Annotated in this window: 22 protein-coding genes and 4 tRNA genes; 13 read left to right on the top strand and 13 right to left on the bottom strand. The window is 34.7% G+C overall.

Features of this window, described 5'->3' with window-relative positions:
- Positions 1-4 precede the first annotated feature (4 nt).
- Positions 5-826: a nucleoside triphosphate pyrophosphohydrolase gene (gene mazG / locus AC0QT4_RS04420; protein WP_473200510.1), complete on the top strand. Its 822-nt coding sequence runs from the start codon at positions 5-7 to the stop codon at positions 824-826.
- A 72-nt stretch (positions 827-898) separates the two neighbouring features.
- On the opposite strand, the gene sufA is transcribed toward mazG, so the two are convergent.
- A complete protein-coding gene (sufA, locus tag AC0QT4_RS04425) occupies positions 899-1,276 on the bottom strand; it encodes a Fe-S cluster assembly scaffold SufA (RefSeq protein WP_473200561.1) in 378 nt (125 codons plus the stop codon).
- Between the two features lie 521 nt (positions 1,277-1,797).
- Here sufA and AC0QT4_RS04430 point away from each other — a divergent pair.
- Positions 1,798-1,874 (top strand) — tRNA-Pro (locus AC0QT4_RS04430).
- A gap of 1,342 nt (positions 1,875-3,216) precedes the next feature.
- Here the strand turns inward: AC0QT4_RS04430 and AC0QT4_RS04435 are convergent.
- The 4 genes from AC0QT4_RS04435 to AC0QT4_RS04450 form a co-directional block, all read right to left on the bottom strand.
- On the bottom strand, positions 3,217-3,396 hold the full coding sequence (locus AC0QT4_RS04435; RefSeq protein ID WP_473200511.1) for a hypothetical protein: 180 nt from the start codon (positions 3,394-3,396) through the stop codon (positions 3,217-3,219).
- A 274-nt stretch (positions 3,397-3,670) separates the two neighbouring features.
- Positions 3,671-3,826 (bottom strand): hypothetical protein, encoded by a 156-nt coding sequence (locus AC0QT4_RS04440; RefSeq protein ID WP_473200512.1) that lies wholly within the window; start codon positions 3,824-3,826, stop codon positions 3,671-3,673.
- A 77-nt stretch (positions 3,827-3,903) separates the two neighbouring features.
- The gene (locus tag AC0QT4_RS04445) at positions 3,904-4,197 is read right to left on the bottom strand and encodes an NADPH-dependent FMN reductase (RefSeq protein WP_473200513.1); all 294 of its coding nucleotides are present in this window, start codon (positions 4,195-4,197) and stop codon (positions 3,904-3,906) included.
- Between the two features lie 748 nt (positions 4,198-4,945).
- Positions 4,946-5,440 carry an Hsp20 family protein gene (locus AC0QT4_RS04450; RefSeq protein WP_473200514.1) on the bottom strand — a complete coding sequence of 165 codons (495 nt, stop codon included), beginning with the start codon at positions 5,438-5,440 and terminating at the stop codon, positions 4,946-4,948.
- A gap of 277 nt (positions 5,441-5,717) precedes the next feature.
- On the opposite strand from AC0QT4_RS04450, the gene AC0QT4_RS04455 reads away from it, so the two are divergent.
- The 3 genes from AC0QT4_RS04455 to AC0QT4_RS04465 all read left to right on the top strand — a co-directional run bounded on the left by AC0QT4_RS04455 (position 5,718) and on the right by AC0QT4_RS04465 (position 7,981).
- Positions 5,718-6,635 (top strand): alpha/beta fold hydrolase, encoded by a 918-nt coding sequence (locus tag AC0QT4_RS04455; protein ID WP_473200515.1) that lies wholly within the window; start codon positions 5,718-5,720, stop codon positions 6,633-6,635.
- A gap of 811 nt (positions 6,636-7,446) precedes the next feature.
- Positions 7,447-7,809 (top strand): cell cycle two-component system response regulator CpdR, encoded by a 363-nt coding sequence (gene cpdR, locus AC0QT4_RS04460; protein ID WP_004858948.1) that lies wholly within the window; start codon positions 7,447-7,449, stop codon positions 7,807-7,809.
- Between the two features lie 97 nt (positions 7,810-7,906).
- A tRNA-Val gene (locus tag AC0QT4_RS04465) sits at positions 7,907-7,981 on the top strand.
- Between the two features lie 1,485 nt (positions 7,982-9,466).
- Here the strand turns inward: AC0QT4_RS04465 and AC0QT4_RS04470 are convergent.
- The 5 genes from AC0QT4_RS04470 to AC0QT4_RS04490 all read right to left on the bottom strand — a co-directional run bounded on the left by AC0QT4_RS04470 (position 9,467) and on the right by AC0QT4_RS04490 (position 12,373).
- Positions 9,467-9,543, bottom strand: a tRNA-Arg gene (locus tag AC0QT4_RS04470).
- A 38-nt stretch (positions 9,544-9,581) separates the two neighbouring features.
- The gene (locus tag AC0QT4_RS04475) at positions 9,582-9,887 is read right to left on the bottom strand and encodes an ETC complex I subunit (protein ID WP_473200516.1); all 306 of its coding nucleotides are present in this window, start codon (positions 9,885-9,887) and stop codon (positions 9,582-9,584) included.
- Between the two features lie 97 nt (positions 9,888-9,984).
- A tRNA-Pro gene (locus tag AC0QT4_RS04480) sits at positions 9,985-10,061 on the bottom strand.
- Positions 10,062-10,481: 420 nt separating this feature from the next.
- Entirely contained in the window at positions 10,482-11,165 is a 684-nt protein-coding gene (gene hdaA, locus AC0QT4_RS04485; RefSeq protein ID WP_473200517.1) for a DnaA regulatory inactivator HdaA, read from the bottom strand.
- A complete protein-coding gene (locus AC0QT4_RS04490) occupies positions 11,162-12,373 on the bottom strand; it encodes an AI-2E family transporter (RefSeq protein ID WP_473200518.1) in 1,212 nt (403 codons plus the stop codon). Before AC0QT4_RS04490 ends, hdaA begins: the two co-directional genes overlap by 4 nt.
- Before the next feature lie 170 nt (positions 12,374-12,543).
- On the opposite strand from AC0QT4_RS04490, the gene purM reads away from it, so the two are divergent.
- Positions 12,544-13,629 carry a phosphoribosylformylglycinamidine cyclo-ligase gene (purM, locus tag AC0QT4_RS04495; protein WP_473200519.1) on the top strand — a complete coding sequence of 362 codons (1,086 nt, stop codon included), beginning with the start codon at positions 12,544-12,546 and terminating at the stop codon, positions 13,627-13,629.
- Positions 13,626-14,237 carry a phosphoribosylglycinamide formyltransferase gene (gene purN, locus AC0QT4_RS04500; protein ID WP_473200520.1) on the top strand — a complete coding sequence of 204 codons (612 nt, stop codon included), beginning with the start codon at positions 13,626-13,628 and terminating at the stop codon, positions 14,235-14,237. The genes purM and purN overlap by 4 nt, the downstream gene beginning before the upstream one ends.
- A 267-nt stretch (positions 14,238-14,504) precedes the next feature.
- On the opposite strand, the gene AC0QT4_RS04505 is transcribed toward purN, so the two are convergent.
- The gene (locus tag AC0QT4_RS04505; protein WP_473200521.1) at positions 14,505-17,048 is read right to left on the bottom strand and encodes an ATP-binding protein; all 2,544 of its coding nucleotides are present in this window, start codon (positions 17,046-17,048) and stop codon (positions 14,505-14,507) included.
- A 204-nt stretch (positions 17,049-17,252) separates the two neighbouring features.
- On the opposite strand from AC0QT4_RS04505, the gene AC0QT4_RS04510 reads away from it, so the two are divergent.
- Positions 17,253-17,771 (top strand): flagellar biosynthetic protein FliO, encoded by a 519-nt coding sequence (locus AC0QT4_RS04510; RefSeq protein WP_473200522.1) that lies wholly within the window; start codon positions 17,253-17,255, stop codon positions 17,769-17,771.
- 54 nt (positions 17,772-17,825) lie between these two features.
- On the opposite strand, the gene dksA is transcribed toward AC0QT4_RS04510, so the two are convergent.
- Both dksA and AC0QT4_RS04520 read right to left on the bottom strand, forming a co-directional pair.
- On the bottom strand, positions 17,826-18,242 hold the full coding sequence (gene dksA, locus AC0QT4_RS04515; protein WP_473200523.1) for an RNA polymerase-binding protein DksA: 417 nt from the start codon (positions 18,240-18,242) through the stop codon (positions 17,826-17,828).
- 334 nt (positions 18,243-18,576) lie between these two features.
- On the bottom strand, positions 18,577-19,110 hold the full coding sequence (locus AC0QT4_RS04520) for a flavin reductase (protein WP_473200524.1): 534 nt from the start codon (positions 19,108-19,110) through the stop codon (positions 18,577-18,579).
- A gap of 145 nt (positions 19,111-19,255) precedes the next feature.
- Here AC0QT4_RS04520 and rpe point away from each other — a divergent pair, with 145 nt between their 5' ends.
- From rpe to purS, 5 genes are all read left to right on the top strand, one after another.
- Positions 19,256-19,930, top strand: coding sequence for a ribulose-phosphate 3-epimerase (gene rpe, locus AC0QT4_RS04525; protein WP_473200525.1), 675 nt, complete (start codon positions 19,256-19,258; stop codon positions 19,928-19,930).
- A gap of 9 nt (positions 19,931-19,939) precedes the next feature.
- A complete protein-coding gene (purB, locus tag AC0QT4_RS04530) occupies positions 19,940-21,244 on the top strand; it encodes an adenylosuccinate lyase (protein ID WP_473200526.1) in 1,305 nt (434 codons plus the stop codon).
- An 82-nt stretch (positions 21,245-21,326) separates the two neighbouring features.
- Positions 21,327-21,875 carry an RBBP9/YdeN family alpha/beta hydrolase gene (locus AC0QT4_RS04535; protein ID WP_473200527.1) on the top strand — a complete coding sequence of 183 codons (549 nt, stop codon included), beginning with the start codon at positions 21,327-21,329 and terminating at the stop codon, positions 21,873-21,875.
- Between the two features lie 179 nt (positions 21,876-22,054).
- Positions 22,055-22,819, top strand: a complete 765-nt coding sequence (gene purC, locus AC0QT4_RS04540; protein WP_473200528.1) for a phosphoribosylaminoimidazolesuccinocarboxamide synthase — start codon at positions 22,055-22,057, stop codon at positions 22,817-22,819.
- Between the two features lie 86 nt (positions 22,820-22,905).
- A complete protein-coding gene (gene purS / locus AC0QT4_RS04545) occupies positions 22,906-23,145 on the top strand; it encodes a phosphoribosylformylglycinamidine synthase subunit PurS (RefSeq protein WP_473200529.1) in 240 nt (79 codons plus the stop codon).
- Positions 23,146-23,157: the final 12 nt, after the last annotated feature.

A 23,157-nucleotide genomic window follows, 5' to 3' on the forward strand; every position in this document is an offset into this window, starting at 1 on the left:
ATAAATGATCGCGTCAAAAGATATCAATAATCTTATCGCAATTGTCACGGCATTACGCAATCCTAATAACGGATGTGTCTGGAATATAAAACAAACATTTGAATCCCTTATACCCTATATGCTCGAAGAAGTTTACGAGGTTATCGATGCTATTGAGCGGAAAAACCGAACAGATCTTTGTGATGAACTCGGTGATCTTCTTTTACAAGTCGTCTATCATGCTGCAATTGCACAAGAAGAAGGGTGTTTTACCTTTGAAGACGTTGTTTACACAATCACTGCAAAAATGATTCGACGTCATCCCCATGTTTTTGGAAATGCAGAGCAAAAAAAACGTGGTTTTGTAGCAGAAGAATGGGAACAGATTAAAAGAACAGAACGGGCTGAACAGAAAAAATGGTGCGAAGAAGCAAGTTCTTCAAACGATTTCACAACAAGCATTCTTGCAAAAGTAAAAAACATTCAGCCAGCAGATCAAGAAGCGCTCGCTTTACAAAAAGCAGCTGCCAAAGTGGGGTTTGATTGGTGTGAGAATCATAATTTTTTTGCAAAAATTGAAGAAGAATTCAATGAACTCAAAGAAGCAATAAAAGATAATAAAACGTCAAATATAGAAGCGGAATTTGGTGATCTTTATTTTACTCTGCTTAATCTTGCACGTCACTTGAATATTGATTCACAAAAAGCATTAAAAGAAACAAATAAAAAATTTCGAAATCGTTTTACCTATATTGAAAAAAATCTATCCACTCAATCTAAAACATTGACTGATGCAACCTTGAGTGAAATGGAAGAGCTTTGGAATAAGGCTAAAACTGAGGAATAATAAATATCAAATTTTATCAACCTAAAAAATTACCAAACTATCGAATCACTTAATGAAATCTCTTCATAGTGCTCAATTGGCTTTATACGTTTCATCTAGCTGATTCTGCAAAGCAGGACGAAGTTCTACTGATTCACCGCATCCACATGCTGAAACCTGATTAGGATTTTTAAATACAAAACCAGAACGAAGAGTTGTCACTTCGTAATCCACCTGCGTACCTAATAAAAACAATACCGCATCACGTGCTATAAAAACACGAGCACCGTTCATTTCAACAACATCTGCTTCTAGATTTTCTTCCTTTACAAGGGTAACGGTATATTCCATCCCAGCACATCCCCCTTTCTTTATACCGATAAGAATACCCCGCGCCTCTTTTTTATCCATAATCGCTTTAACACGATTCGCTGCAGCTTCTGTCAAATTTATTACCGAAAAACGGCTCATCATTTACTCTTTTCTTGCTAAACAAAAACTTTGAACATGTTTCATCTACTTTATCCATTTATCTGGTATATAAGAAATAAAACAACAAGGTATAAATTGAAATGTTTTTAAGCTTTTCTGACAGTAATAAAAATCTTATAGGCAATAATTTGGCTGTATAATTATACAACTTGAGATTACTATTTAACTATCCTCCTATCTTATGAAGAATGCTTCTTTTATAAAAATCACAAACAGAGAAAAATTCTTCAATATCCTTAATTCTGCTATTATCCTTATAAAAGTGCTTACCTTTTTGCAAAATTTTTAATGAACAAATAAAAATATTAACAAGCCACTATCATTTTCTTTCGCTCTTAATTAAGTGCAAAAAAATAAATGCATTTTAAAGCATATAGATCTCGCAAAACCGTATGCTCACTTTCACAAACTCTCTTTAAAACTGCAAGAATAATTTAGATTTTCCGTTTATTTTTCTCTTGCCTTTAAAGAAACAGTCGGTTAGTCGTTTTACAAAGATCCGGAGCGTAGCGCAGCTTGGTAGCGCACTTGACTGGGGGTCAAGGGGTCGTGGGTTCAAATCCCGCCGCTCCGACCATTTTTCTAAAAAATATATCCGTCAATATAAGATGTATCTATTTTGAACAAAATTACTATAGCTCGTCACCAAATTTCGTATGTTTTAACATGAGATTTCGTCCCACTTTATTTTTTTAAGATCACTTTGCACCTTATGAAGACAAAAACTGATCCTTTAAATAAGGTGCCTTTGAAATAAAGTTTGTCCTAAAGCGCCACAGCTTAACCCAAGAATATTTTACACATCAGCCTTACGTCCCAACAAGAGCTTTCCATCGGCGCTGACAAATGTGTGCCTACACTTTCGCCAATTTATCATAGCTTTTTCATTAATCGTTACCCCTCATATCTAGAGATTCAAAATACGCCTTGCCATATTTTTATTTTAAATATCTAACACCCTCTACAAAAAGCTTAATGCGTCCTCAGTGATAAAAGACTTAAATATTTTCTAAAAAACTTTTACAGATTTTGTATAAAATTTTGAGAACACCCATTTTACATGGATAATATCAAAAATTGTCTCAGAGGTGAATTTTGTGCTTATCACTCGTATTTGAACAATATTCGACAAACTATGATATATTCCCTTTATATTCTTAGACTGCTTTAAAAGCACTGTGTATACCCTGCACCTTAAAAATTAACACTGCTTCTTGCAATTTACAAAATCGATTGCAATGAAGGAATGAAACTCATCTCTTTAATACATTTATTACGTCAGCTACAAATTTCTTTGTTTCAAATTACATACGATAAATAATTGTCTTATTGATTTGCATTCATCTATCTTAAAATTCAAGAAAACACACCACTTATTTTTTATTTACGGCAACTTCTTTGGCCGCATTACGGATAACCACCATAGCATCTGGTACAGCAAAAGCTTAGACACCCGCTCTTTTAAAGTAGATCAGAAAAATATGCATTTGAATCAAATGCATCAACACCAATTGCGCTTTCAGCGTATCAATAATTTTTCCTTTTTTAATATTTAATTTCTCATCGCATAACTCTTCTATAACTTCTGCTTCTTCATTATATGATCTTATTTTTTACTCGCTGACTTTATCAACTTAAATTATGTCTTACACAGTTTTTACTTTAATAAGCATACTAATTATGATTTTTTTGACTAATCCTTATTCAATCTCATGCATTCCCCCATCAACTGAACCATAGAAAGAGCTTGACCGATTTTGATATTACTCTTTTCATAACAAGTATTTATGCTTAAAAAGAATATACAAAAAAAATCCTAATCCACTTCACCATCTTAAATAATCACAATTTTAATTCATTCATACGACCTTTCATTGTGTAAAATACCTATTTCTTACCTCCTGATAGGTAAGCCACCGCTAGCCATTTGGTGCCGTTTTTCGTCCTAATTTAACTAACATTAAATCAGCCTTATTTTTGCACGCACACGCAACAATCATCTTGTTATTAGCGTTACGACCAAAAACATAAAGAATACACGGTGGCTTAACCAAAAGAGCCAATTGCTTCATCAAAACTTGTAAAAAATGTATGGGCAAACGAATAAATCCATAATATGCAATATTTTAGCCTATACCATTGCATCTCACAGCTTCTAAAAACTGTGCCCATGAAGCTGTAAAATAATAATCCAACGGTACACACGGATATTTTTTTACAATACCTCAAGCTAATATCAATGAGATAGAAAACGTACTACAATAATCACTTCTTGTAGCTTTAAAGACTTGACACTAGGGAAATAAGCAGCTCCGTACTATCTAACATTAAATAACGATATTGCATCATTTTTTATCATCCCCCCCTTTTGGCTCACAAAAATACGTACATTTCATCAGCAAGCCGCTCACAACGTGTTTGCACCTCTTCACTTATAACTTTCCATGTACGACCTTCATCATCCGATGTAAAATCCTCTTTGGCTGAAGCGACTTGACATTGTAGCGTGTGCCCATAAAGTGTACGCACCACTGGCACTAAATGCTCACACGGTTGTGCGCATTTTTGGGTTGTACTACCATGAGAGATAATCCCAACAGGTTTATTTAAAAAGCATCATAAGCCAAATTATCAATAGCATTTTTTAAAACACCCGAATAAGACCCTTGATAAAGAGGGCTGGCGAGAATGATACCATCAGCCTCCGCGATTGTCTTAATAAACTGACGTACCGCAAGACTTGGATTATCCTCTACACAATGATGATAGTCTGGATCAGTAATCGGCAAGGACTGTTCACGTAAATCAACCCAATGTATCAACATTCCCTGCGTCAATAGGCAATCAGCTAAACAATTAGCTAAAGTCCTTGTTAACGATGGTTGACGTACTGATCTCAAAATAATTGAACCTTCAATAGAATTCCCCTTTATGTTTTTCTCTGACAAGTCTGAATAAATACTGATAACTGATTGTAAATAAAATGACTTACATAAATATGCTATCTATAATAATAGCAATTGTGATTGCATAACACAGTTTAAAATAAATACATATAAAAAATATTAATAGATACAATAAATTATATAAATATGTACAAATAAATATTTAATGTTTTTATAGTAATTAATTATTTTTTATATAAAACAAATAATACATTATTTATTAAGAATAATTACATCAAAAATATTATTAATATTTAAAATATGTACGTTATAAAAACAACTTACTAATGTTATAATCGGATATTTCTATTGTTTTTGGCTTGTTTTGGAATGAGCTTACTTATATTTATTTCACTTTTTTAAAAGTTTTACAAAATATTCTACTTTTTTAATTTTTATGTACAAAAATGCAATTTCATCAACAACTTATTTAATGGTAAAAAATATGCATAAAAACAACAAATTATTACATATTCCTACCCAATTTTTCCCTTGATCCTATGTAGGACAAAACTTCATATCAAACTATAATTATTATTTTTATACAGATATGAAATTTCAAAAATTTACTCTACTGTCTTAGTTTACAATGAATTATCAATTGATAAAAAATTATTCAAAAAAATCTTCTTTTCAATAAAAAAAATATAAAAAACGCGAGACTTTTATCTCGCGTTAACTTACTATCCTAAGATATTGATAATCATTCAGTTTTCTCAACTTCTACACTCTCTTTACGCATACCATGGTTGTTATCATTTTTCATAGCAGAGAGTGTCTTCACAGTTATTTTTTTTGGTTTTAGTTCGGCCGGCATTTCTCTTTTAAGCTGAATATGAAGAAGTCCATCACCAAGCTCTGCTCCAATAACCTTAACATGATCAGCCAAATGAAAACGCCGCTCAAAAGCACGTGAAGCAATGCCTCTATAAAGAAATTCCCGTTCTTTATCATCATTGTCCGGCTTTCTCTCACCCTTAACAATCAATTGATTGCAATGCGTTTCTATATCGATTTCATCTTGAGAAAAACCAGCAACCGCCATAGAAATTCTATAAGAATCTTCAGTTAAACGCTCAATATTATAGGGTGGATAAGAAGAAATGTCATCTGGTTGTGTTCTAGAATCAAACCAATTCAAAAGATGGTCAAAACCTACTGTTGAACGATAAAATGGTGAAAAATCTACTTGACGCATAATATTGCCCTCCTTTAGAGCGACTATAGTGAATTGATTTACAAAGTTCCCAAATAGCAAACCTAACTGTAAACCAGCAGTCCCAGAATGGCGACCACACTATTTATCTGGGAATTGCTCTCTCCTCTGTCAACTCTTTTGAGCTTGAATTCGTAAAACATATTATATTAAAGTAACATAACCGTTTCTTAACTCTTCTTCATCATTATATAAACATCAATCCTTTCGTTCTCATATTTCGCATTAAGTTGCAAAAATACACTGTAAAGGTTTTCAATTGGAAACACCTCTTTACTCGACAAACTGGAATCACTTTTCTTCTAATATCCATAATAATTATCTTAAGACAGCCATTGATCGAGAAATTCGTTTTGCAATAATGTATCCTGAAATGAAAAAATCCAAAGGAACTGTTGTTATTCTTGAAAGCTATGCTTCTACTTTAGAAGAATATTTTTCACCAATGAATGAAATTTCTAAACGCGGTTTTCATGCAGCAATATTTAATTGGTATGGTCAAGAAAAATCGCAATTCAGGACGAGAAAACAGAATCGTCATCATTATTTTGATATTAACAATGATCTCAAAGATTTATATGAATTTCTTAAAAATATTGTTTATTCTGATTGTCCACCACCTTACTATATGCTAACCTATGGTATGGGTGGATTGATAGCACTTGGCGGACTGGATCTTATTAATCATCAATTTAATAGAATGCTTTGCGTATCGCCTCTTTTTGCTCCGTTTGGCAATAAGGTAAATGGCTTTCAACATAAATTAACACAACTTCTTTCTGATATAGGTCTTGGTTTCTTACCAGCTAAAGGTGGGAAAAAACTAAAACAAACAAAACAAGCAAATATGCAATTAAAGCAGGAAAAAAAAACACACATCCCCCTCATCAAAACTCCAACATCTCAATGGATGGCATCAGCACTTAACACAATTGATTCTATTAAAAAAAGTGTACTTCATGGACATTTACAAATTCCCACACTGTTTATTCTCGCTAATCAAAACAATATTATCAATAATATTGAAGTGCGACAATTATGCCAACACACACGCCTGACAGAGAGTATAACCATTACAGGTGCTGAACTTGATACAATCATGTATAAAGAAAGTTACAAAAAACAATTTTGGGCTGCATTTGATGCATTTATTCCCAATAGCATGGCTATAAGATAATATTTCTTAATAAAACCATAATTGAATTCTATGAGAGTAAATATATTGGTTTTTAAGTAAAAATACAGATTTAAGATTATTTCTTTGTTATATAAAAGGCCTTTTTACAATATTTTTTGTTCTATAAAAACTTAAAACAATTTATACTTTTAATAAAAAAATAAAACGGTTACTTCCAATGTATTTTAACAATCGTAGAAAATTAATATTATTTTACAAACAATTAAAATACTAAAAAATAGTATTAATACAATAGAATATATTATTAAATAAAATAGCAAAAATATATTTATATTATTATTTGATAATAAAGGTTATTATATTATATCATCAGAAAATAGTGATTTTATCGATTTAAAGAAAATACTCTATAAATAAATCTTATACGTTTACAAATGACAACTCAAAGTATACGGAAAAAAATAATAAGAAAAACTCTGCTCTGTTTTATACCTTTTCAAAAATAGTAATTAATATAACATTGTTCTGACTGCCCTAGCTAGGCAATTTTTCAAGTGTGTATTTCGTAATTTCTTTAATGAAACTGTGTTGAGAATAGAAAAAGCAAAAAGAAACTGCCATTAATTACGTTTTAAATATTCCGATACTGCTTTTCTCTTTCAATGTGACATACATTTCGAATTTAACGAACTAACAACTAATACGCTGTATTATTGACAAGAATATAAGAATTAACCATTTTGCCATTCATTCCAATTATAAGCATTTTATCATCTTTTTTATAAATATCCGCTATTGTATAATTGATGTGGCAAAAAACTATGACGAATGGAGCCATTGGAACATAATCATGAAACGAATCCTGCTCGCAGAAGATGATAATGATATGCGTCGCTTTTTGGCAAAAGCCTTAGAACGTGCAGGCTATGAAGTCGCCGATTTTGATAATGGTGCTAGCGCATATGAACGTCTACAAGAAGAACCGTTTTCGCTTTTGCTTACTGATATCGTAATGCCAGAAATGGATGGAATTGAACTAGCACGACGCGCTACCGAAATTGATCCTGATTTACGAGTAATGTTTATTACAGGATTTGCAGCTGTTGCCCTTAATTCAAACAGCGATGCACCTCCTGATGCAAAAGTACTGTCTAAACCGTTTCATTTACGTGAACTCGTGAATGAGGTTGAAAAGATACTTATAGCTGCTTAAAATGCACTTTTCCAAATTATTCATGCCTATTTCATTAGAAAATTAAATTAGGCATTGACGTTTGTAATTCTATGTGTTGTATGCAACATCATTGAATGGGCGTGTAGCTCAGCGGGAGAGCACTACGTTGACATCGTAGGGGGCACAGGTTCAATCCCTGTCACGCCCACCATGACTTTATATCTCTATTAAGCTATTAGTTGTCTTTCTATTTTCAGTAAGAGGCATGCAGATAAAAGGATTTCAGAGCCTATGTTTATAAAGCACAGGTATTGGTAACATGATTTTTAATAATTCTTTGAATTTTGCTAAATCATATTATAAAATGACTATTCATGTTTCTAGCAAACATACCGACAATTTTACAGTTTAATAACTCAGAAGCTTTATTCTAAATAATTTTAAAATAAGAAACTGCTTTTCTTTCATCATCACCTGATATGATCCACATACTCATTGAATCTTTCGTTGGAGAGCAAACTTTTAGCCAAAATCTTTGAATACAAGGTTATAATATAGCTATTTTACAATAAAGATTAAAAGAAAAAATTCCAATAAAAGCTGAATGCCTGTATTCGCACCACATTCCTAATGAAATTTAAAAATAAGCAATGGTTACTTTGAAGCTCGTGGATTTATATATCTTATTTGCATAATATTTTTAACGTGTAACTGAAAAAGGCTGTTAGCCTTTCAATATAAAACACCCAACAGAATCGGCTGAAAAATTATAAAGAAAAAAGAGAGAAAACAAGAAAAATATTTGAAAATAACGATACACTATCTAAAAAATTAAGCATCCGATAAACAGCATTTTGTATCGAAAAAAGATATTGTTTCTTATCAAGAAAAACGTAACAAATCGGTATCTTTCTATCTTAATTAACGACGAAGACTCGCCAGCGAGAATGCTGCTTTAATCCAATTTAAATTTGCGATACTCAAAATAAATATAAAGAGTTTTCATGTTTATAACTTTATATGGAATCCATAAGCAATACATAGACCAACCAATTGAGAAGATCATTTAAGTCATTATCAAAAATCTTAATACGGCATGGGAAGTAGGAGCTATAATACTCTTTCGAACAAAAATTCTGCTTCTAATATAAACCTACTAAAATTTTTTAACGCAGAAAACTTCAACCATAGCTAAAGAAGAGATTAATAAATACTAGCATTAAAAGGTATTTAAAGTGTATCTGAAGATATTTGTATTATGAGGATATGATCTAGAAAATCTAGAAAAATTTAATTAATAACATCATTCATTGAAAACAAAATTGTTGTTTTCCTTCTGATTTTTTTAATGGGAATCATCCTCTAAACCTGATTCTATTAGAGATGAAACTTTCTCCTGTAATAAAGTGCACTAAGCCCATTAGAGCTAATTTTAGCAACTCACTTTATAAAACATGCAATGTAGAAAAATTAAAACAGTCATGAATTGGAAGATAACCAGCACTACACACAGTTATTGTAAGTACTATTAGTTTTAAAATGAAAGTGTCTTCTTAACTGAACAGAAAATAGCACAGCGTTTTTCTATCCTAAGAAGCTTATAAAAAATTACAAAAATACTCAGAACAATGAAAAATAAATCAATAAAATTAAAAGAAGAAAGATTTCCCAATTTTTATTTGATTGTCCTGAGATATGGTGATCCCGACAGGATTCGAACCTGTGACCCACGGCTTAGAAGGCCGTTGCTCTATCCAGCTGAGCTACGGGACCAATTGATCATTTTCTCAATCCAAAATAGCATCTTTCACTCAATGCGTCCAAGATTGCTGCCTATCGCTGCGAAAATTATCAGAATAAGAAATAGCACGCCGAATCGGCTTCTGTGCTCTTTCTACACGATAAGGAATAGAATTCTTACGCGCAAAAGAAACTGCCTCTTCTTTGCTATTAAATCGGATTCTTATCTGATTCTTCATATCAGATGTCGCCGTATACCCCATAAGAGGTTCACGCATTTTTGCCTGTAACGGCTCATATTGCAAAATCCAAAAACCAACATTCCTTCTGCCTGACTGCATCGCTGTCTTCGCAGGACTATAAATACGTGCGATCATGATAACTTTCCTTCAGAACACACAATGCTTGAATGATAATTTCTCCACCACAGGCACCCAATTGGGTGATTTCTTAATATAATAAAACCACAAAATATGGTCGGAGCGATAGGATTCGAACCTACGACCCCCTGATCCCAAATCAGGTGCGCTACCAAGCTGCGCTACGCTCCGCCATTTACATTGATTCAATGCATATTCCCTAAAATTTTCATAACAGAAGTGCAAGAGAAAAACACATTTTTATTTAATTTTGTTATTTTTCTTTACAGAGAACAAGCTTTTTTAATTTTTTTTCCTCTAAATGACCAATTTATTGCAAAAATAAGAAAAGGATATCCACAAGAGAAAGAATTCACTCTAAGGTCAACAAACATTGAACTCTTCTCTATAACTATAAAATAATGTGTATTAAGCACATTATAGAAAGGTGCATCATGCAAAAAAGGAGCAAAATGAAAACATATGTTTATTTATTCGCGACGAATGCCTAAAAAGCTAAAAACTAAAATCATGAATTTTCTATCTGCACGCTATAATTACAATAGAACACAAGCACTTCTTATTAAATAATTTGTATCACGCTCAAAGTATTTACTGCATTTGCATGTTAAGAACTTCACCAATAACAGCCCGCGTTATTTTACTTTTTCTCTGTAATGCTAACTGATCAACAGAATCAATCACACGCTTTAATGAAGATAAAGAACGTTCACAACGACTTACAAGATAGTAAACAGCATCTGGATGAACGATAATCTGCCTATCAGAAAAAAGTTTAAAAGCAACAGCTGTTAACAATGCATCATCAGGCTGATTAATGGTAACTAACATAACAGAATTAAGGCGACTTTTTAGATCCTTTAACTTTAAATCCCACACAGAAGGAACTGTACATGCAGTTATCAACAAAGTAGCATGACGTGCATCAAGATTTGCTTGCTTAATACTATTAATCAAGTGAAAAAGCCCTGTCTCACTAATTTCACCAGCATCAATATCCTCAACTAAAAAAGATCTTCCTGAAGAAGCTACTGCAATAGCCTGATCAATTTCATTACGGGGAATCGTTAAAGCTTCAGCTTTTTGCGCCCATATACTAGAAAAATGGGTTTTTCCAGATCCTTCCTTTCCAACCAAAACTGCGATAGGTAAGATCCAGTTTGGCCAATGATCAATGAGTTCAAAAGCCATACGATTGCTTTCTGTCACCACTAAATCATGGAAAACCGAATTATAAGAAAAGTTTAAGGGTAATTGCGTCTCATGCCCATTCATTCTAATGACTCCGAATTTCCACTTCGTGAATACAACTGAGAGTTACGGTAAGTATGAAGAGCAAAACGAACTAAAACGCCAACAGCCGCTGCCGCAGGAACAGCAACAAGCATACCAGTGAAACCAAAAAGTGAAGAGAAAGCAAAAAGTGCAAACATCAACCACACAGGATGAAGCCCCACTGATGAACCCACAAGTTTTGGTTGAAGAATGGAGCCTTCAATAAATTGTCCAATTAAAAAGAGAACTATAACAACGATAATCCATACCCAATTATCCGGATAAAACTGAACCCATGCAACACCAACTGAAAGCAGAAAACCACTCATTGTACCGATATAAGGAACAAAGCTGATAAGACCAATAAACATACCAATCAAAAGACCAAAATTAAGCCCTGTGATACTTAGACCAATAGCATAATACCCTCCCAATATTAAACAAACTGTTCCTTGTCCACGAACAAAACCAGCGATCGCTCTATCCATTTCATAAAAAATACTGCGAACGGTTTCAAGATGATCTCGTGGTATCAACGAATCAATTGCTGTAACCATACGCGGCCAATCTAATAACATGTAAAATGTCACTACAGGAGCCACAATAAACAGACTAACAAGATTAACGATAGATTTTCCTGACTTCAAAAGTGAATTTAACAGAGAGGTAATAAAATCAGAACTTTTTCCCAAAAGCCCTTTAATATTACTCTGTAATTCATGTGGATCGCTACCAAAATAGCGTCTAACCCAATCAAAATCATGCTCAACGAAAAACGTTTGAATCCGATTAATATAAACAGGCAGACCATCACTCATGAACTGCTGTATTTGCCAACTGATAATAGGAATTAAAATGATTAAAGCGGCAACAAAAACAACAATGATAAACAAGGTAATAAGAATAGTGCCAAAAACACGACGAATACCAATTTTTTCAAACAATTGAACGATAGGATTAAGAAAGTAAGCTAAGACAATTCCTGCTACGAAAGGAAGCAAAATAGATCCAAAAATAAACATAAAAAGAATAAAAAAAACCAGCGTACCAAGCCAGAAAAAAACTTGTTTTTTCATATTATTCGGCAACGGCATTTGAGTATAAGCCGGCACATAAGCCTTATAACGATCATGGGAACCATTCTTACTAACTTTCTTTTTCATTAACTGCCAAGAAGACTGTCCATGATTATCTGATATCTTGCTCATAAAATATCCTAAAAAAAACTCTTCACAAAGATTATAAACTTCTTCAACATGGGTCTCAAGAAGAGTTGCTTATTTTCTCTTAAATGGTAAATAATCAATATCTCTTGTAGGGATAACTCTATCATGGCTTTACATAACGTCAAAACCTGATTTTCAGAAGGAAAGCTCCAATGAGCAATCAAGATATCATAAATGATGAGTCCAAATGTCGTCTCACCTACGCAAAAGCCGGTGTAAACATCGATATGGGTAATGTCATGGTAGAAAAAATTAAACCCTTCATACGCTCAACAAAACGAGCAGGAGCTGATGCCGAAATTGGTGGCTTTGGTGGTCTCTTTGATCTAAAAGCGGCAGGCTTCACAGATCCCATTCTCGTAGCAGCCAATGATGGTGTAGGAACAAAATTAAAAATTGCCATTGAAACCGGTATTGATAACACTGTGGGCATTGATCTCGTTGCTATGTGTGTCAATGATTTACTGGTACAAGGTGCCGAACCTCTCTTCTTTCTCGATTATTTTGCAACTGGTAAACTTAACCCTGAACAAGGTACTGCAATTGTTTCCGGAATTGCGGAAGGATGTAAACAAGCAGGTGCAGCTCTTATTGGCGGAGAAACGGCAGAAATGCCAGATATGTATGCAGAGGGAGACTATGATTTAGCAGGTTTTGCTGTAGGAGCATGCGAACGTAGTGCATTACTCCCTTCAAAAGACATTACGGAAGGCGATATTATCTTAGGACTTAACTCATCTGGAGTTCATTCCAACGGTTTTTCTCTGGTAAGACGAATCATTCAACAAAGCAATCTAAAATGGGAAGATCCTGCTCCTTTTAATCCTCAAATCAGCGTTGGTACCGCATTGCTCACACCAACACGCATTTATGTAAAATCTCTTCTTCCTATCATGCGAAATCATGAAGGAATAAAAGCACTTGCTCATATTACAGGAGGGGGCTTTCCTGAAAATATTCCACGAATACTTCCTTCTTCTCTGTGCGCTGAAATTAATCTTTCTGTCATTAATGTTCCGCCTATCTTTTCATGGATTGCCAAACAAGGAAAAATAGAGGAAGTAGAAATGCTACGAACATTCAATTGCGGTATTGGCATGGTTATTATCGTAGCACAATATGCAGTTGAAAAAGTTATACAAGCGCTTGAAATGCAAGGAGAAACAGTTACCCTTCTTGGCATTTTAACAAAAAGCCAAGATAAAGGAATATTCTACAAAGGTGTACTTCATTTATGAAAAAACAAATTGTTGTGTTTATTTCTGGCAACGGATCCAATATGGTTGCTCTTGCTAAAGCCTGTAAACAAAAGGAATACCCTGCTGAAATCGTTGCAGTTATTTGTGATAAGCCTCATGCTGCTGGTATTGAAAAAGCTTATCATAATAACTTGTCTATTCATGTTATTGATCGCAAAAGTTACCCTACTAGGGAAGCACATGAAGAATCTATCTTTGCGGTTTTAGCCCAATATCAACCGGATTTACTCTGCTTTGCTGGTTATATGCGCCTCATCTCACCGCAATTTGTAAAACTTTATGAGAGACGAATTTTAAACATTCATCCTTCTCTTTTACCTTCATTTAAAGGTTTAAATACACATGAAAGAGTTTTACAAGCAGGCGTTAAAATCACTGGTTGCACTGTTCATCTTGTTACAGAAGACATGGACGCAGGAGAGATTCTTGCTCAAGCAGCTGTTCCCGTCTGTCCAAATGATACCGCTGATAGCTTAGCCCAAAGAGTTCTTAAAGTGGAACATAAACTCTATCCCGCGGCTTTAAAAGCCTTCATTAAAGGAAACGATAAAATGCTAGATCTTCAACAACAGCTTTTATCCTTTTGATTCTGCCAACCAGCTCACTTCAATATTACCGTTAATTTATTCTTCTTAAACATTATAAAGATCTTGATGGAATGAAATCCTTTGTTTCATGAATAATTTTGTATAAAATCTATGCAATAGCTTTCTTGAGGTGTATAATTACAAGTATTTAATTACTCTTTTAAGTAATTCTTTCTAAAAATTATCATGATTATCCTTTTAAGAATCTCTAACTTTTATCTAAAAAATCTTAAAATAAACAATTTTTCTATTAGATAAGTTTTCATTTTATTGTTCGAGTGTCTCTTTAACTGTTAGAGCCAACTGTTTGAGTGTAAAAGGCTTAGATAAAAAACTAAAAACAGCATCTTGTGGAAGATTTTTAGTGAAAGCATCTTTCGTATATCCAGAAACAAAAATAAATTTGATATCAGGATATTTTTTACGCGACTCTTTGAGCAAAGTAGGACCATCCATTTCTGGCATTACTACATCGGAAACAATGATATCAACAGCACCTTTGTTTTCTTCAAGAACAGCAAGGGCTTCCACCCCACTTGCTGCTTCTAAAACAGTATACCCTCTCATTTGAAGCGCTCTTACCCCACCCATTCTGACAGAATCTTCATCTTCAACCAATAAAACAGTCGCAGATCCTGTTAAATCTGTATTTTTTTCTTGCTCTTTCACTTTTTCAATCTGCGGGGAAATTTCATCGCAAATATTAGGAATATAACGAGGAAGAAAGATATGAAATGCTGTTCCTTCGCCTTCTTTGCTATCACAGGAAATGTAACCACCTGTCTGTTTGATAATTCCATAAACCATTGATAAACCAAGCCCTGTTCCTTTTCCAACTTCTTTTGTTGTAAAAAATGGTTCAAACATTTTTTCTTGTGCAGCAGCAGATATACCAGTTCCTGTATCTGAAATAGTCAATTGCACATACTCACCAATTCCAAAACCAACATGATCAAATTCAGCACTCTGTTGTTTTGTAATATTTTTTGTTGCAATCGTAACAAAACCTCCATCTGGCATGGCATCACGCGCATTAATGACTAAATTCATAATAACACGCTGGAAAGACCCTTGATCGATTTCGACACTCCACAAATCTCTACCATGAATAATTTTTAACTGAATGTTATTTCCTAAAAGGGGTAGAATAAGATTACGCATATCTGATAAAAATTCTGTAAAATCAACCTTTTCAGGGCGAAGGGTTTGCTTTCTAGAAAAAGCTAACAATTGCTGCACAAGTGCAGCAGCGCGATTGGCATTATTTTTGATATTGATAAGATCAGCATGAGCTGGATCAGAACTACGATGTGTATTTAAAAGAAGATCGCATGACATCAAAATTGCTGTTAACACATTATTAAAATCATGAGCAATGCCGCCAGCCAATTGCCCAACAGCTTGCATTTTCTGACTTTGCACCATTTTATCTTCAAGCACTTTTTGTTCTGTCGTTTCTATGACAGAGAGAATGGCAAAATCTCTTAAGACATCATCATAAGATAACTTTACAGACATAACATGGAGACGCACATGACGTTCTTCATTGTTTTTCAAAATAGTTTCTATCAGAGCTGTATAATTTTTACTTGTTGTAATTTTTTGCAATGCGCGTTCTAACTGCGCATGATCACGACTGGATATAACATCATAAAAATTAAGAGTTTTTCCCGTACATCCCATAAGTAACGAAAAGGCATTATTCATATGAAGTGATTGTCCTTTCTGATCCACTACAGCTATTGCAAAGGGACTCGCATCAAAATACTCTAACAATGCACTGGGTAATTTTAATTGATCGTCGTTTTCTCTCTTTTGTATTTGTTGTGGAATTATCACAATACGATAAAGAGCTTCATTCTCTAGGAGAGAAGAAGCACACATAAAACAATTCAATATTTTCTTATCAGCAGTCTCTGAATTTAAATATAACGAAAACGCATAAGGCAAAGAATAACCTGAATTTTGATATTTGTTGCTTTGCAAACAAATATCATTCCATGCGCTATTCGCTCCAACGCTCTTTAACAATTGATCAAAACTATATTGACCAACAGTAAAATTTGCTAAATCAATTGAAAACCATTCAGCAAAAACCGCATTTGCATAAACAATCATCCCTTGTGTATTAACAGATAAAAAACCAACAGGAGCTTGATCTAAGTGATTGATAGCTTCTTGAAGATCCGAGAAAAAAACTTCACGATATTCCTTTAAATGCGAAATATCAGCAATACGCCAAAATAAAAGTTTTTTTCTGTGTTTTGTAATTGGTTGAACAGAGATATTATACCAAAAGATTTTTTTTTGTGTAGGATAGGTAAAGATCGACCGTTCTATCCTTAATTCTTCTTGTGCTACAAGATTACTACATGCTGCAACCTTTAAGCGATATGAAAGTGCACCAGCTCCTGGAAGATCAGCAATAACCACATAACAAGAAGCTTGAGGCTTATAGGTAAGAAGTTTTCGATAACGTTGATTAGAATAATGGACAACACCTGATAAATCAGAAACTATAATTGCATCATCAATATTATTGAAGATACTAAGATCAAATTCATCATGCCACTGCGCAGCATTGTATCTTAACACCCCTATCCCACTCAAAACAAGTGCAGCAACCCCTATCACCGCTAAAGCCCAAAAAGATAGTAACACAGTTTTTTGCAAATAGCTGTGCGGATAAAAAAAACTGAGAATACCTATAATGAAAAGAAAAGCTATTATAACAATAATGCTAAGAATCATACCTCTTCGATCTACAAAAAAAGATGATGATCTTTTACTTTTCTCAAAACCTTTATCCATCTCAGTTTACCTTGATTGCTGTTGCTTACGCCATAAATTGCCTCCATAATCATTTTTATGAAGTCTATATCAATAATATCTTTCTAAAAAAAATCACTCAATGTTAAAAGCTTTGTTTTTATATTATGAGTGAACCTTTTAAGGGTGTATTTACAAACATCTCAATAGAAAATAATATTTTCATTCTAAAATGGGAGAAATTCTATGTATGTCTGGTTATCAAGTCAAATAGGTGAATCCGCCACTAACATAACCATAAGTTTTATGTTTTGTATAATAACAATAATAGCTATTGCTACAATCATCCTCTTTTTACGCCGTTTGAAGAGAGGAAAGCTCAGCATCAAGAGGAAAAAGCACCCACCACGACTAACTCTCTGTGATACAATTGCTATCGATCGTACACGTCGTCTTGTTTTAATACGTTGTGATGATAAAGAACATCTGCTTCTTATTGGCGGATTCACAGATATTGTTGTAGAATCCAATATCACCAGTCCATCTCTCATACAAAAAAAAGGAATCCAGCCAACATCAATAACGACACAAGCCAATTTTCCTTTAGATCTTACAGAAAAAGAATTTCTTTCCGTAAAAAGCGAGCATACGAAGAAGGAAACCTCTCGTTCTTTTACGAATCAAAACGTGGAAGATTCAGCCATCACCGCCGAAATTGAAGGACGGCAGGAGCCATCTTTATTTATCCCTCCCCATAAAAAATAAAATACACACATTTTACTATCATGTATTTCATTTTTTTATCACCCTCGTTGACGTTTAATCATCACGATAAACTTTTTCCCGCCGCTCGTGGCGTTCTTGTGCTTCCAACGATAAAACTGCAATTGGTCGGGCCTCAAGACGCTTTATACTAATGGGTTCTCCAGTTTCCTCACAAAAACCATAAGTCCCATTATCTATGCGCTCCAAAGCAGCATCTATTTTCAAAATGAGTTTTCTCTGGCGATCACGAGCACGTAATTCGATTGTACGATCAGTTTCGCAAGACGCTCTATCAGTCAAATCAGGCTGACCAACATTCTCTTCCTGCAAATTTTCCAAAGTCTCACGAGCTTCTCTTAATATATCATTCTTCCAAGAAACTAATTTAGCACGAAAATACGCCTTTTGCCGTTCATTCATAAAAGGCTCATCTTCACTAGGGCGATATTGATCATCAACCTCTTCGCTCATGCCATAAAAACCTCCGTATATGGTATGTGAGGTCTATATATTGTGCAACCACCATCAACACAAGAGTAAAATGTCTTTTTATAGCACCCTATAAATATGTTTAAAGTCATCATAATTCAAATCTTTAGCCACTTTTTTGCATAGCATACACTCTCTGTTAGCACGACTGTTGATTAGGACATTTTTTATACTTTCCTTTTCTGGTTACCCCTATAAACCTATAAAAAAGGAAAACACAGACATCCAATGTCATGAGAAATAATCTTACCGCGTCATTAAGCTCAGCCTCAAATGGACCAACAACAAATCATCTCATATGAAAAAATAAAAATCCCTACAAAAGAAGAGTATGATATTCACGATTCAAATACATCAAAGCGTCTTTTTCTTGACTACAATTGACGGCAACAACTTCACCAATTAAAATACAATGCGTTGCATGTTCATGCCAACAAATCAAACGACAATCAAAAGATGCTAAAGCGTCTAAGAGGCTAGGAGCACCAGTCTCCAAAGTACCCCATTGTGCTCTATCAAAACGTTCATTTTGTATACAGTTGTAACGCCTAGAAAAAATATCTGCTAGTAAACGGTGTTTTCCTGCCAAACTATTAACACAAAAGATTCCATTCTCTATAAATAATCGATTTTTAGGATTATGCCGCCTAAGGCAAACAAGGAGTGTTGGGGGATCATCAGATAAAGAACAACATGCTGAAACTGTCACCCCGCGCTTTCCCTTAAGGCCATCTGTTGTCACAATATGCACAGCCCCTGCGAAATGACTCATAGCATCCCGATATTCTTGCGAAGAAACAGTCATATTACATTGAAGTTCAGGCATTAAATGTGTTGTATGATTTTGCATGTCTTTCACTTATACAGCTTTAAAATTTCAAAGGCTCTTTTCATAAAAATATCTCTTACACGTATTTTTTCTTTTACGTCATAACACAAAAGTTATTTTAGTATACAGAACTACATGATAAGAACAGTCAATTAAGGAGACATTCATGCCCCATTTGCAACTCATTTCACCTTCACTCTTAGCTTCTGATTTTTCCAAACTTGGACAGGAAATATTGGATGTTGTTGATGCCGGTGCAGATTGGCTCCATCTTGATATCATGGATGGCCATTTTGTTCCTAATATTACTTTTGGTCCTGAAGTCGTCAAGGCTCTACGCCCCTTAACCAAAGCAATATTTGATGTTCATTTGATGATCGAACCAGTCGATCTTTATCTTGAGTCTTTTGCAAAAGCGGGTGCAGATATTATAACCATTCACGCTGAAGCAAGTCGCCATCTTCATCGTTCACTGCAAATAATAAAAAAAAGTGGGAAAAAAGCAGGCATTGCAATTAATCCAGGTACACCAGAATATATCCTTGAATATTTGCTTGATCAAATAGATCTTATTCTGATCATGACCGTCAATCCTGGCTTTGGCGGACAAAGTTTTATTCTAGAAATGCAAGATAAAATCAAACGTGTTAGAAGCATGATTGCTAACAGACCTATTGACCTTGAGGTTGATGGTGGTATCACAGTTGATACAATCGGGATAGCAGCAAAAGCTGGTGCAAACGTATTTGTTGCAGGCTCTGCAATTTATAAAAATGGAAACAAAGAGCTTTATAAAACACGCATTAATGCATTGCGCCAAGCAGCACTTCTCTCACAATAAGGAAAAATTATGATAACACGTTACTCTCGTTCTGAAATGGTAACAATTTGGTCACCAAAAACGAAATATCGTATTTGGTTTGAAATTGAAGCACATGCCTGTGATGCCTTAGCTGAACTAGGAATTATTCCAAAAGAAGCAGCAAAAATCATTTGGGAAAAGGGAACAGCAGCCGAATTTGATGTCAATCGCATTAATGAAATTGAGGCGATTACAAAACATGATGTTATAGCATTTTTAACACATCTCGCTGAATTTATTGGACCAGAAGCACGTTTTATTCATCAGGGGATGACATCATCGGATGTCCTAGATACAACGCTTAATATTCAATTGATGCGTGCTAGTGACCTTTTACTAAAAGACATAGATCAACTTCTTGAAGCATTAAAAAAACGTGCTTTTGAACATAAAGAAACAATCACCATTGGACGAAGTCATGGTATTCATGCGGAACCAACAACATTTGGTGTTAAATTCGCCCTCGCCTACACTGAATTTTCTCGTTGTCGCAAACGTCTTCTTGCAGCACGAGAAGAAATTTCTACCTGTGCTATTTCAGGAGCTGTAGGAACTTTTGCGAATATTGACCCACGCGTTGAAGAACACGTAGCAAAAGCCTTCGGAATGTGTGCTGAACCGGTTTCTACTCAAGTTATTCCGCGCGATCGTCACGCCATGTTTTTTGCAACGCTTGGTGTTATTGCTTCCTCTATTGAAAGATTAGCCATTGAAATACGGCATCTACAACGAACCGAAGTCCTTGAAGCAGAAGAACACTTCTCACCTGGACAAAAAGGCTCATCGGCCATGCCGCATAAACGTAATCCAGTCCTAACAGAAAATTTAACGGGTTTAGCGCGTATGGTGCGTGCATTTTCAATACCTGCAATGGAAAATGTAGCACTTTGGCATGAACGTGATATTTCTCATTCTTCTGTCGAGCGGTATATTGGTCCAGACGCTACAATTACCCTTGATTTTGCTCTTGCCAGACTCACATCTGTCATTGAAAATTTAATTGTCTATCCAGAAAATATGCAAAAAAATCTCAATAAATTTCGAGGACTTGTTCATTCACAGCGCGTCCTGTTAGCACTCACGCAAGCTGGAATGAGTCGGGAAGATTCTTATCGAATTGTACAACGAAATGCGATGAAGGTTTGGGAACAAGGAAAAGATTTTTTAGAAGAATTACTCAACGACAAAGATGTGACAAAAGCTTTAAGTGAAGCAGAACTTCGTGAAAAATTTGACCTTTCTTACCACACCAAACATATCAACACAATTTTTAGACGTGTTTTTGGGAAATGATAAAAAGTGAATACAAAAACAAACATAAACGTCTTGTTTTCCAGCGATGATGTAAAACCTGTTGTAGTGAAGGAAACAATTCATGAAAGCAAATCAACTCGATATTCTTATTGTTCCTGGCTACAAAGGATCTGGTTCTGATCATTGGCAAACACGGTGGGAAAATAAATTGTCTACAGCCCGCCGCGTTAAACAAAACCACTGGTCAAAACCTATTTTTAAACAATGGGTTAATGAAGTTAAAATCGCCATTGCACAAGCTGAAAAACCCGTTGTGATTATTGCCCACTCATTAGGAGTTCCCACAGCTCTTCATGCAACGCAACAAAACGCAGAAAAAGTTTGTGGTGCCTTTTTAGTTGCACCTCCAGACGTCACCAATGAAAAAATACGCCCCAAATATTTAATGACATTTGGTCCCTATCATTGCAAAAAATTATCTTTTCCCTCTGTTGTTATCGCCAGTCAAAATGATGAATTTTGTCAATTTTCAGTAGCAGAAAAACTTGCCAATGATTGGGGATCGCTCTTTGTTGATGCGGGACAATCTGGCCACATTAATGAAGAGTCTGGGCATGGTCCTTGGCCGGAGGGACTTATGGTTCTCTCCCGTTTTCTTGCAAAAATTTAATTTAAGGAAGTGAATTCTTTTCACTTTATCTCCATCCATGAAATTTACTCCTTCTTGGGATCAGAGCCACAATGACAAAAATGATAAGAAGTGTTATAGCAATCATTGAGAATTTCCACCAATTAGGATAATACTATCTCTCAGTATTATTAAAACCTCTCAAATAATAGAGAATCATAATGAATCGTCGCAACCGTATCTATGAAGGCAAGGCCAAAATTTTATATGAAGGACCTGAACCAGGGACCTATATTCAATTTTTTAAAGATGACGCAACTGCCTTTAATGCAAAAAAGCATGAAATTATCGACGGAAAAGGGGTTTTAAATAACCGCATTTCGGAATATATTTTTAGCCATCTTGGCCGTTTGGGTATTCCAACGCATTTTATCAAGCGTATAAACATGCGCGAGCAACTCATTAAAGCCGTTGAAATTATTCCATTGGAGGTCGTTGTTCGTAACGTTGCTGCTGGCTCCCTTTCTAAGCGTTTAGGATTAGAAGAAGGAACTGCTCTTTCGCAATCCATCATAGAATTTTACTATAAAAATGATTCTCTTGATGATCCAATGGTAACGGAAGAACATATCACTGCCTTTGGATGGGCTGTTCCACAAGAAATAGAAGACATTATGCAACTATCGATTCGTATTAATGATTTTCTTTCTGGGCTTTTTGCAGGCGTTAATATTCAACTTATTGATTTTAAAATGGAGTTTGGTCGATTATGGGAAGATGAAGCAATGCGCATTGTTCTTGCTGATGAAATCTCGCCTGATTCTGCTCGACTATGGGATATGCAAACACGAGAAAAAATGGATAAAGATCGTTTTCGGCGTGATATGGGAGGGCTTATTAATGCTTATCAAGAGGTTGCAAAACGCCTTGGTATCATCAATGAAAATGAACCTCCACGACCAAGTGGTCCAGTTTTAGTAAAATAAACAACAAGGTGGCATTATGTCACCTTTCGTTATATTGGTCAATACACCTCTTGAAGGAGAGGAATTTTATAAATAGGAAATAAGAAATGAAAGCACGCGTTACAGTTACTTTAAAAAACAGCGTTCTTGATCCACAAGGAGAAGCAATTGTCGGTGCTTTAAAAAGTTTAGATTTCAAAGGCATTCATTCCATTCGTCAAGGAAAGATTTTTGATATCGTGTTTGACGATCAGCCTTATGAGGCTGCAAAGGAAAAACTTGAAAAGATGTGTGAAGAGTTACTAGCAAATACTGTTGTTGAAAATTATACTATAGAACTTCTTTAAGTGGGGGCTCTT

The organism is Bartonella sp. EBT8 (genome assembly GCF_055796165.1).

Bases quoted from the DNA above. Each gene is read 5' to 3' on its own strand.
- AC0QT4_RS04450 (WP_473200514.1), bottom strand. From the start codon at position 5,440: ATGCGTCAAGTAGATTTTTCACCATTTTATCGTTCAACAGTAGGTTTT.
- AC0QT4_RS04490 (WP_473200518.1), bottom strand. From the start codon at position 12,373: ATGAGCAAGATATCAGATAATCATGGACAGTCTTCTTGGCAGTTAATG.
- purN (WP_473200520.1), top strand. From the start codon at position 13,626: ATGAAAAAACAAATTGTTGTGTTTATTTCTGGCAACGGATCCAATATG.
- mazG (WP_473200510.1), top strand. From the start codon at position 5: ATGATCGCGTCAAAAGATATCAATAATCTTATCGCAATTGTCACGGCA.
- purB (WP_473200526.1), top strand. From the start codon at position 19,940: ATGATAACACGTTACTCTCGTTCTGAAATGGTAACAATTTGGTCACCA.
- dksA (WP_473200523.1), bottom strand. From the start codon at position 18,242: ATGAGCGAAGAGGTTGATGATCAATATCGCCCTAGTGAAGATGAGCCT.
- purS (WP_473200529.1), top strand. From the start codon at position 22,906: ATGAAAGCACGCGTTACAGTTACTTTAAAAAACAGCGTTCTTGATCCA.
- purM (WP_473200519.1), top strand. From the start codon at position 12,544: ATGAGCAATCAAGATATCATAAATGATGAGTCCAAATGTCGTCTCACC.
- sufA (WP_473200561.1), bottom strand. From the start codon at position 1,276: ATGAGCCGTTTTTCGGTAATAAATTTGACAGAAGCTGCAGCGAATCGT.
- purC (WP_473200528.1), top strand. From the start codon at position 22,055: ATGAATCGTCGCAACCGTATCTATGAAGGCAAGGCCAAAATTTTATAT.
- cpdR (WP_004858948.1), top strand. From the start codon at position 7,447: ATGAAACGAATCCTGCTCGCAGAAGATGATAATGATATGCGTCGCTTT.
- AC0QT4_RS04475 (WP_473200516.1), bottom strand. From the start codon at position 9,887: ATGATCGCACGTATTTATAGTCCTGCGAAGACAGCGATGCAGTCAGGC.
- AC0QT4_RS04520 (WP_473200524.1), bottom strand. From the start codon at position 19,110: ATGCAAAATCATACAACACATTTAATGCCTGAACTTCAATGTAATATG.
- hdaA (WP_473200517.1), bottom strand. From the start codon at position 11,165: ATGAATGGGCATGAGACGCAATTACCCTTAAACTTTTCTTATAATTCG.
- AC0QT4_RS04510 (WP_473200522.1), top strand. From the start codon at position 17,253: ATGTATGTCTGGTTATCAAGTCAAATAGGTGAATCCGCCACTAACATA.
- AC0QT4_RS04505 (WP_473200521.1), bottom strand. From the start codon at position 17,048: ATGGATAAAGGTTTTGAGAAAAGTAAAAGATCATCATCTTTTTTTGTA.
- rpe (WP_473200525.1), top strand. From the start codon at position 19,256: ATGCCCCATTTGCAACTCATTTCACCTTCACTCTTAGCTTCTGATTTT.
- AC0QT4_RS04535 (WP_473200527.1), top strand. From the start codon at position 21,327: ATGAAAGCAAATCAACTCGATATTCTTATTGTTCCTGGCTACAAAGGA.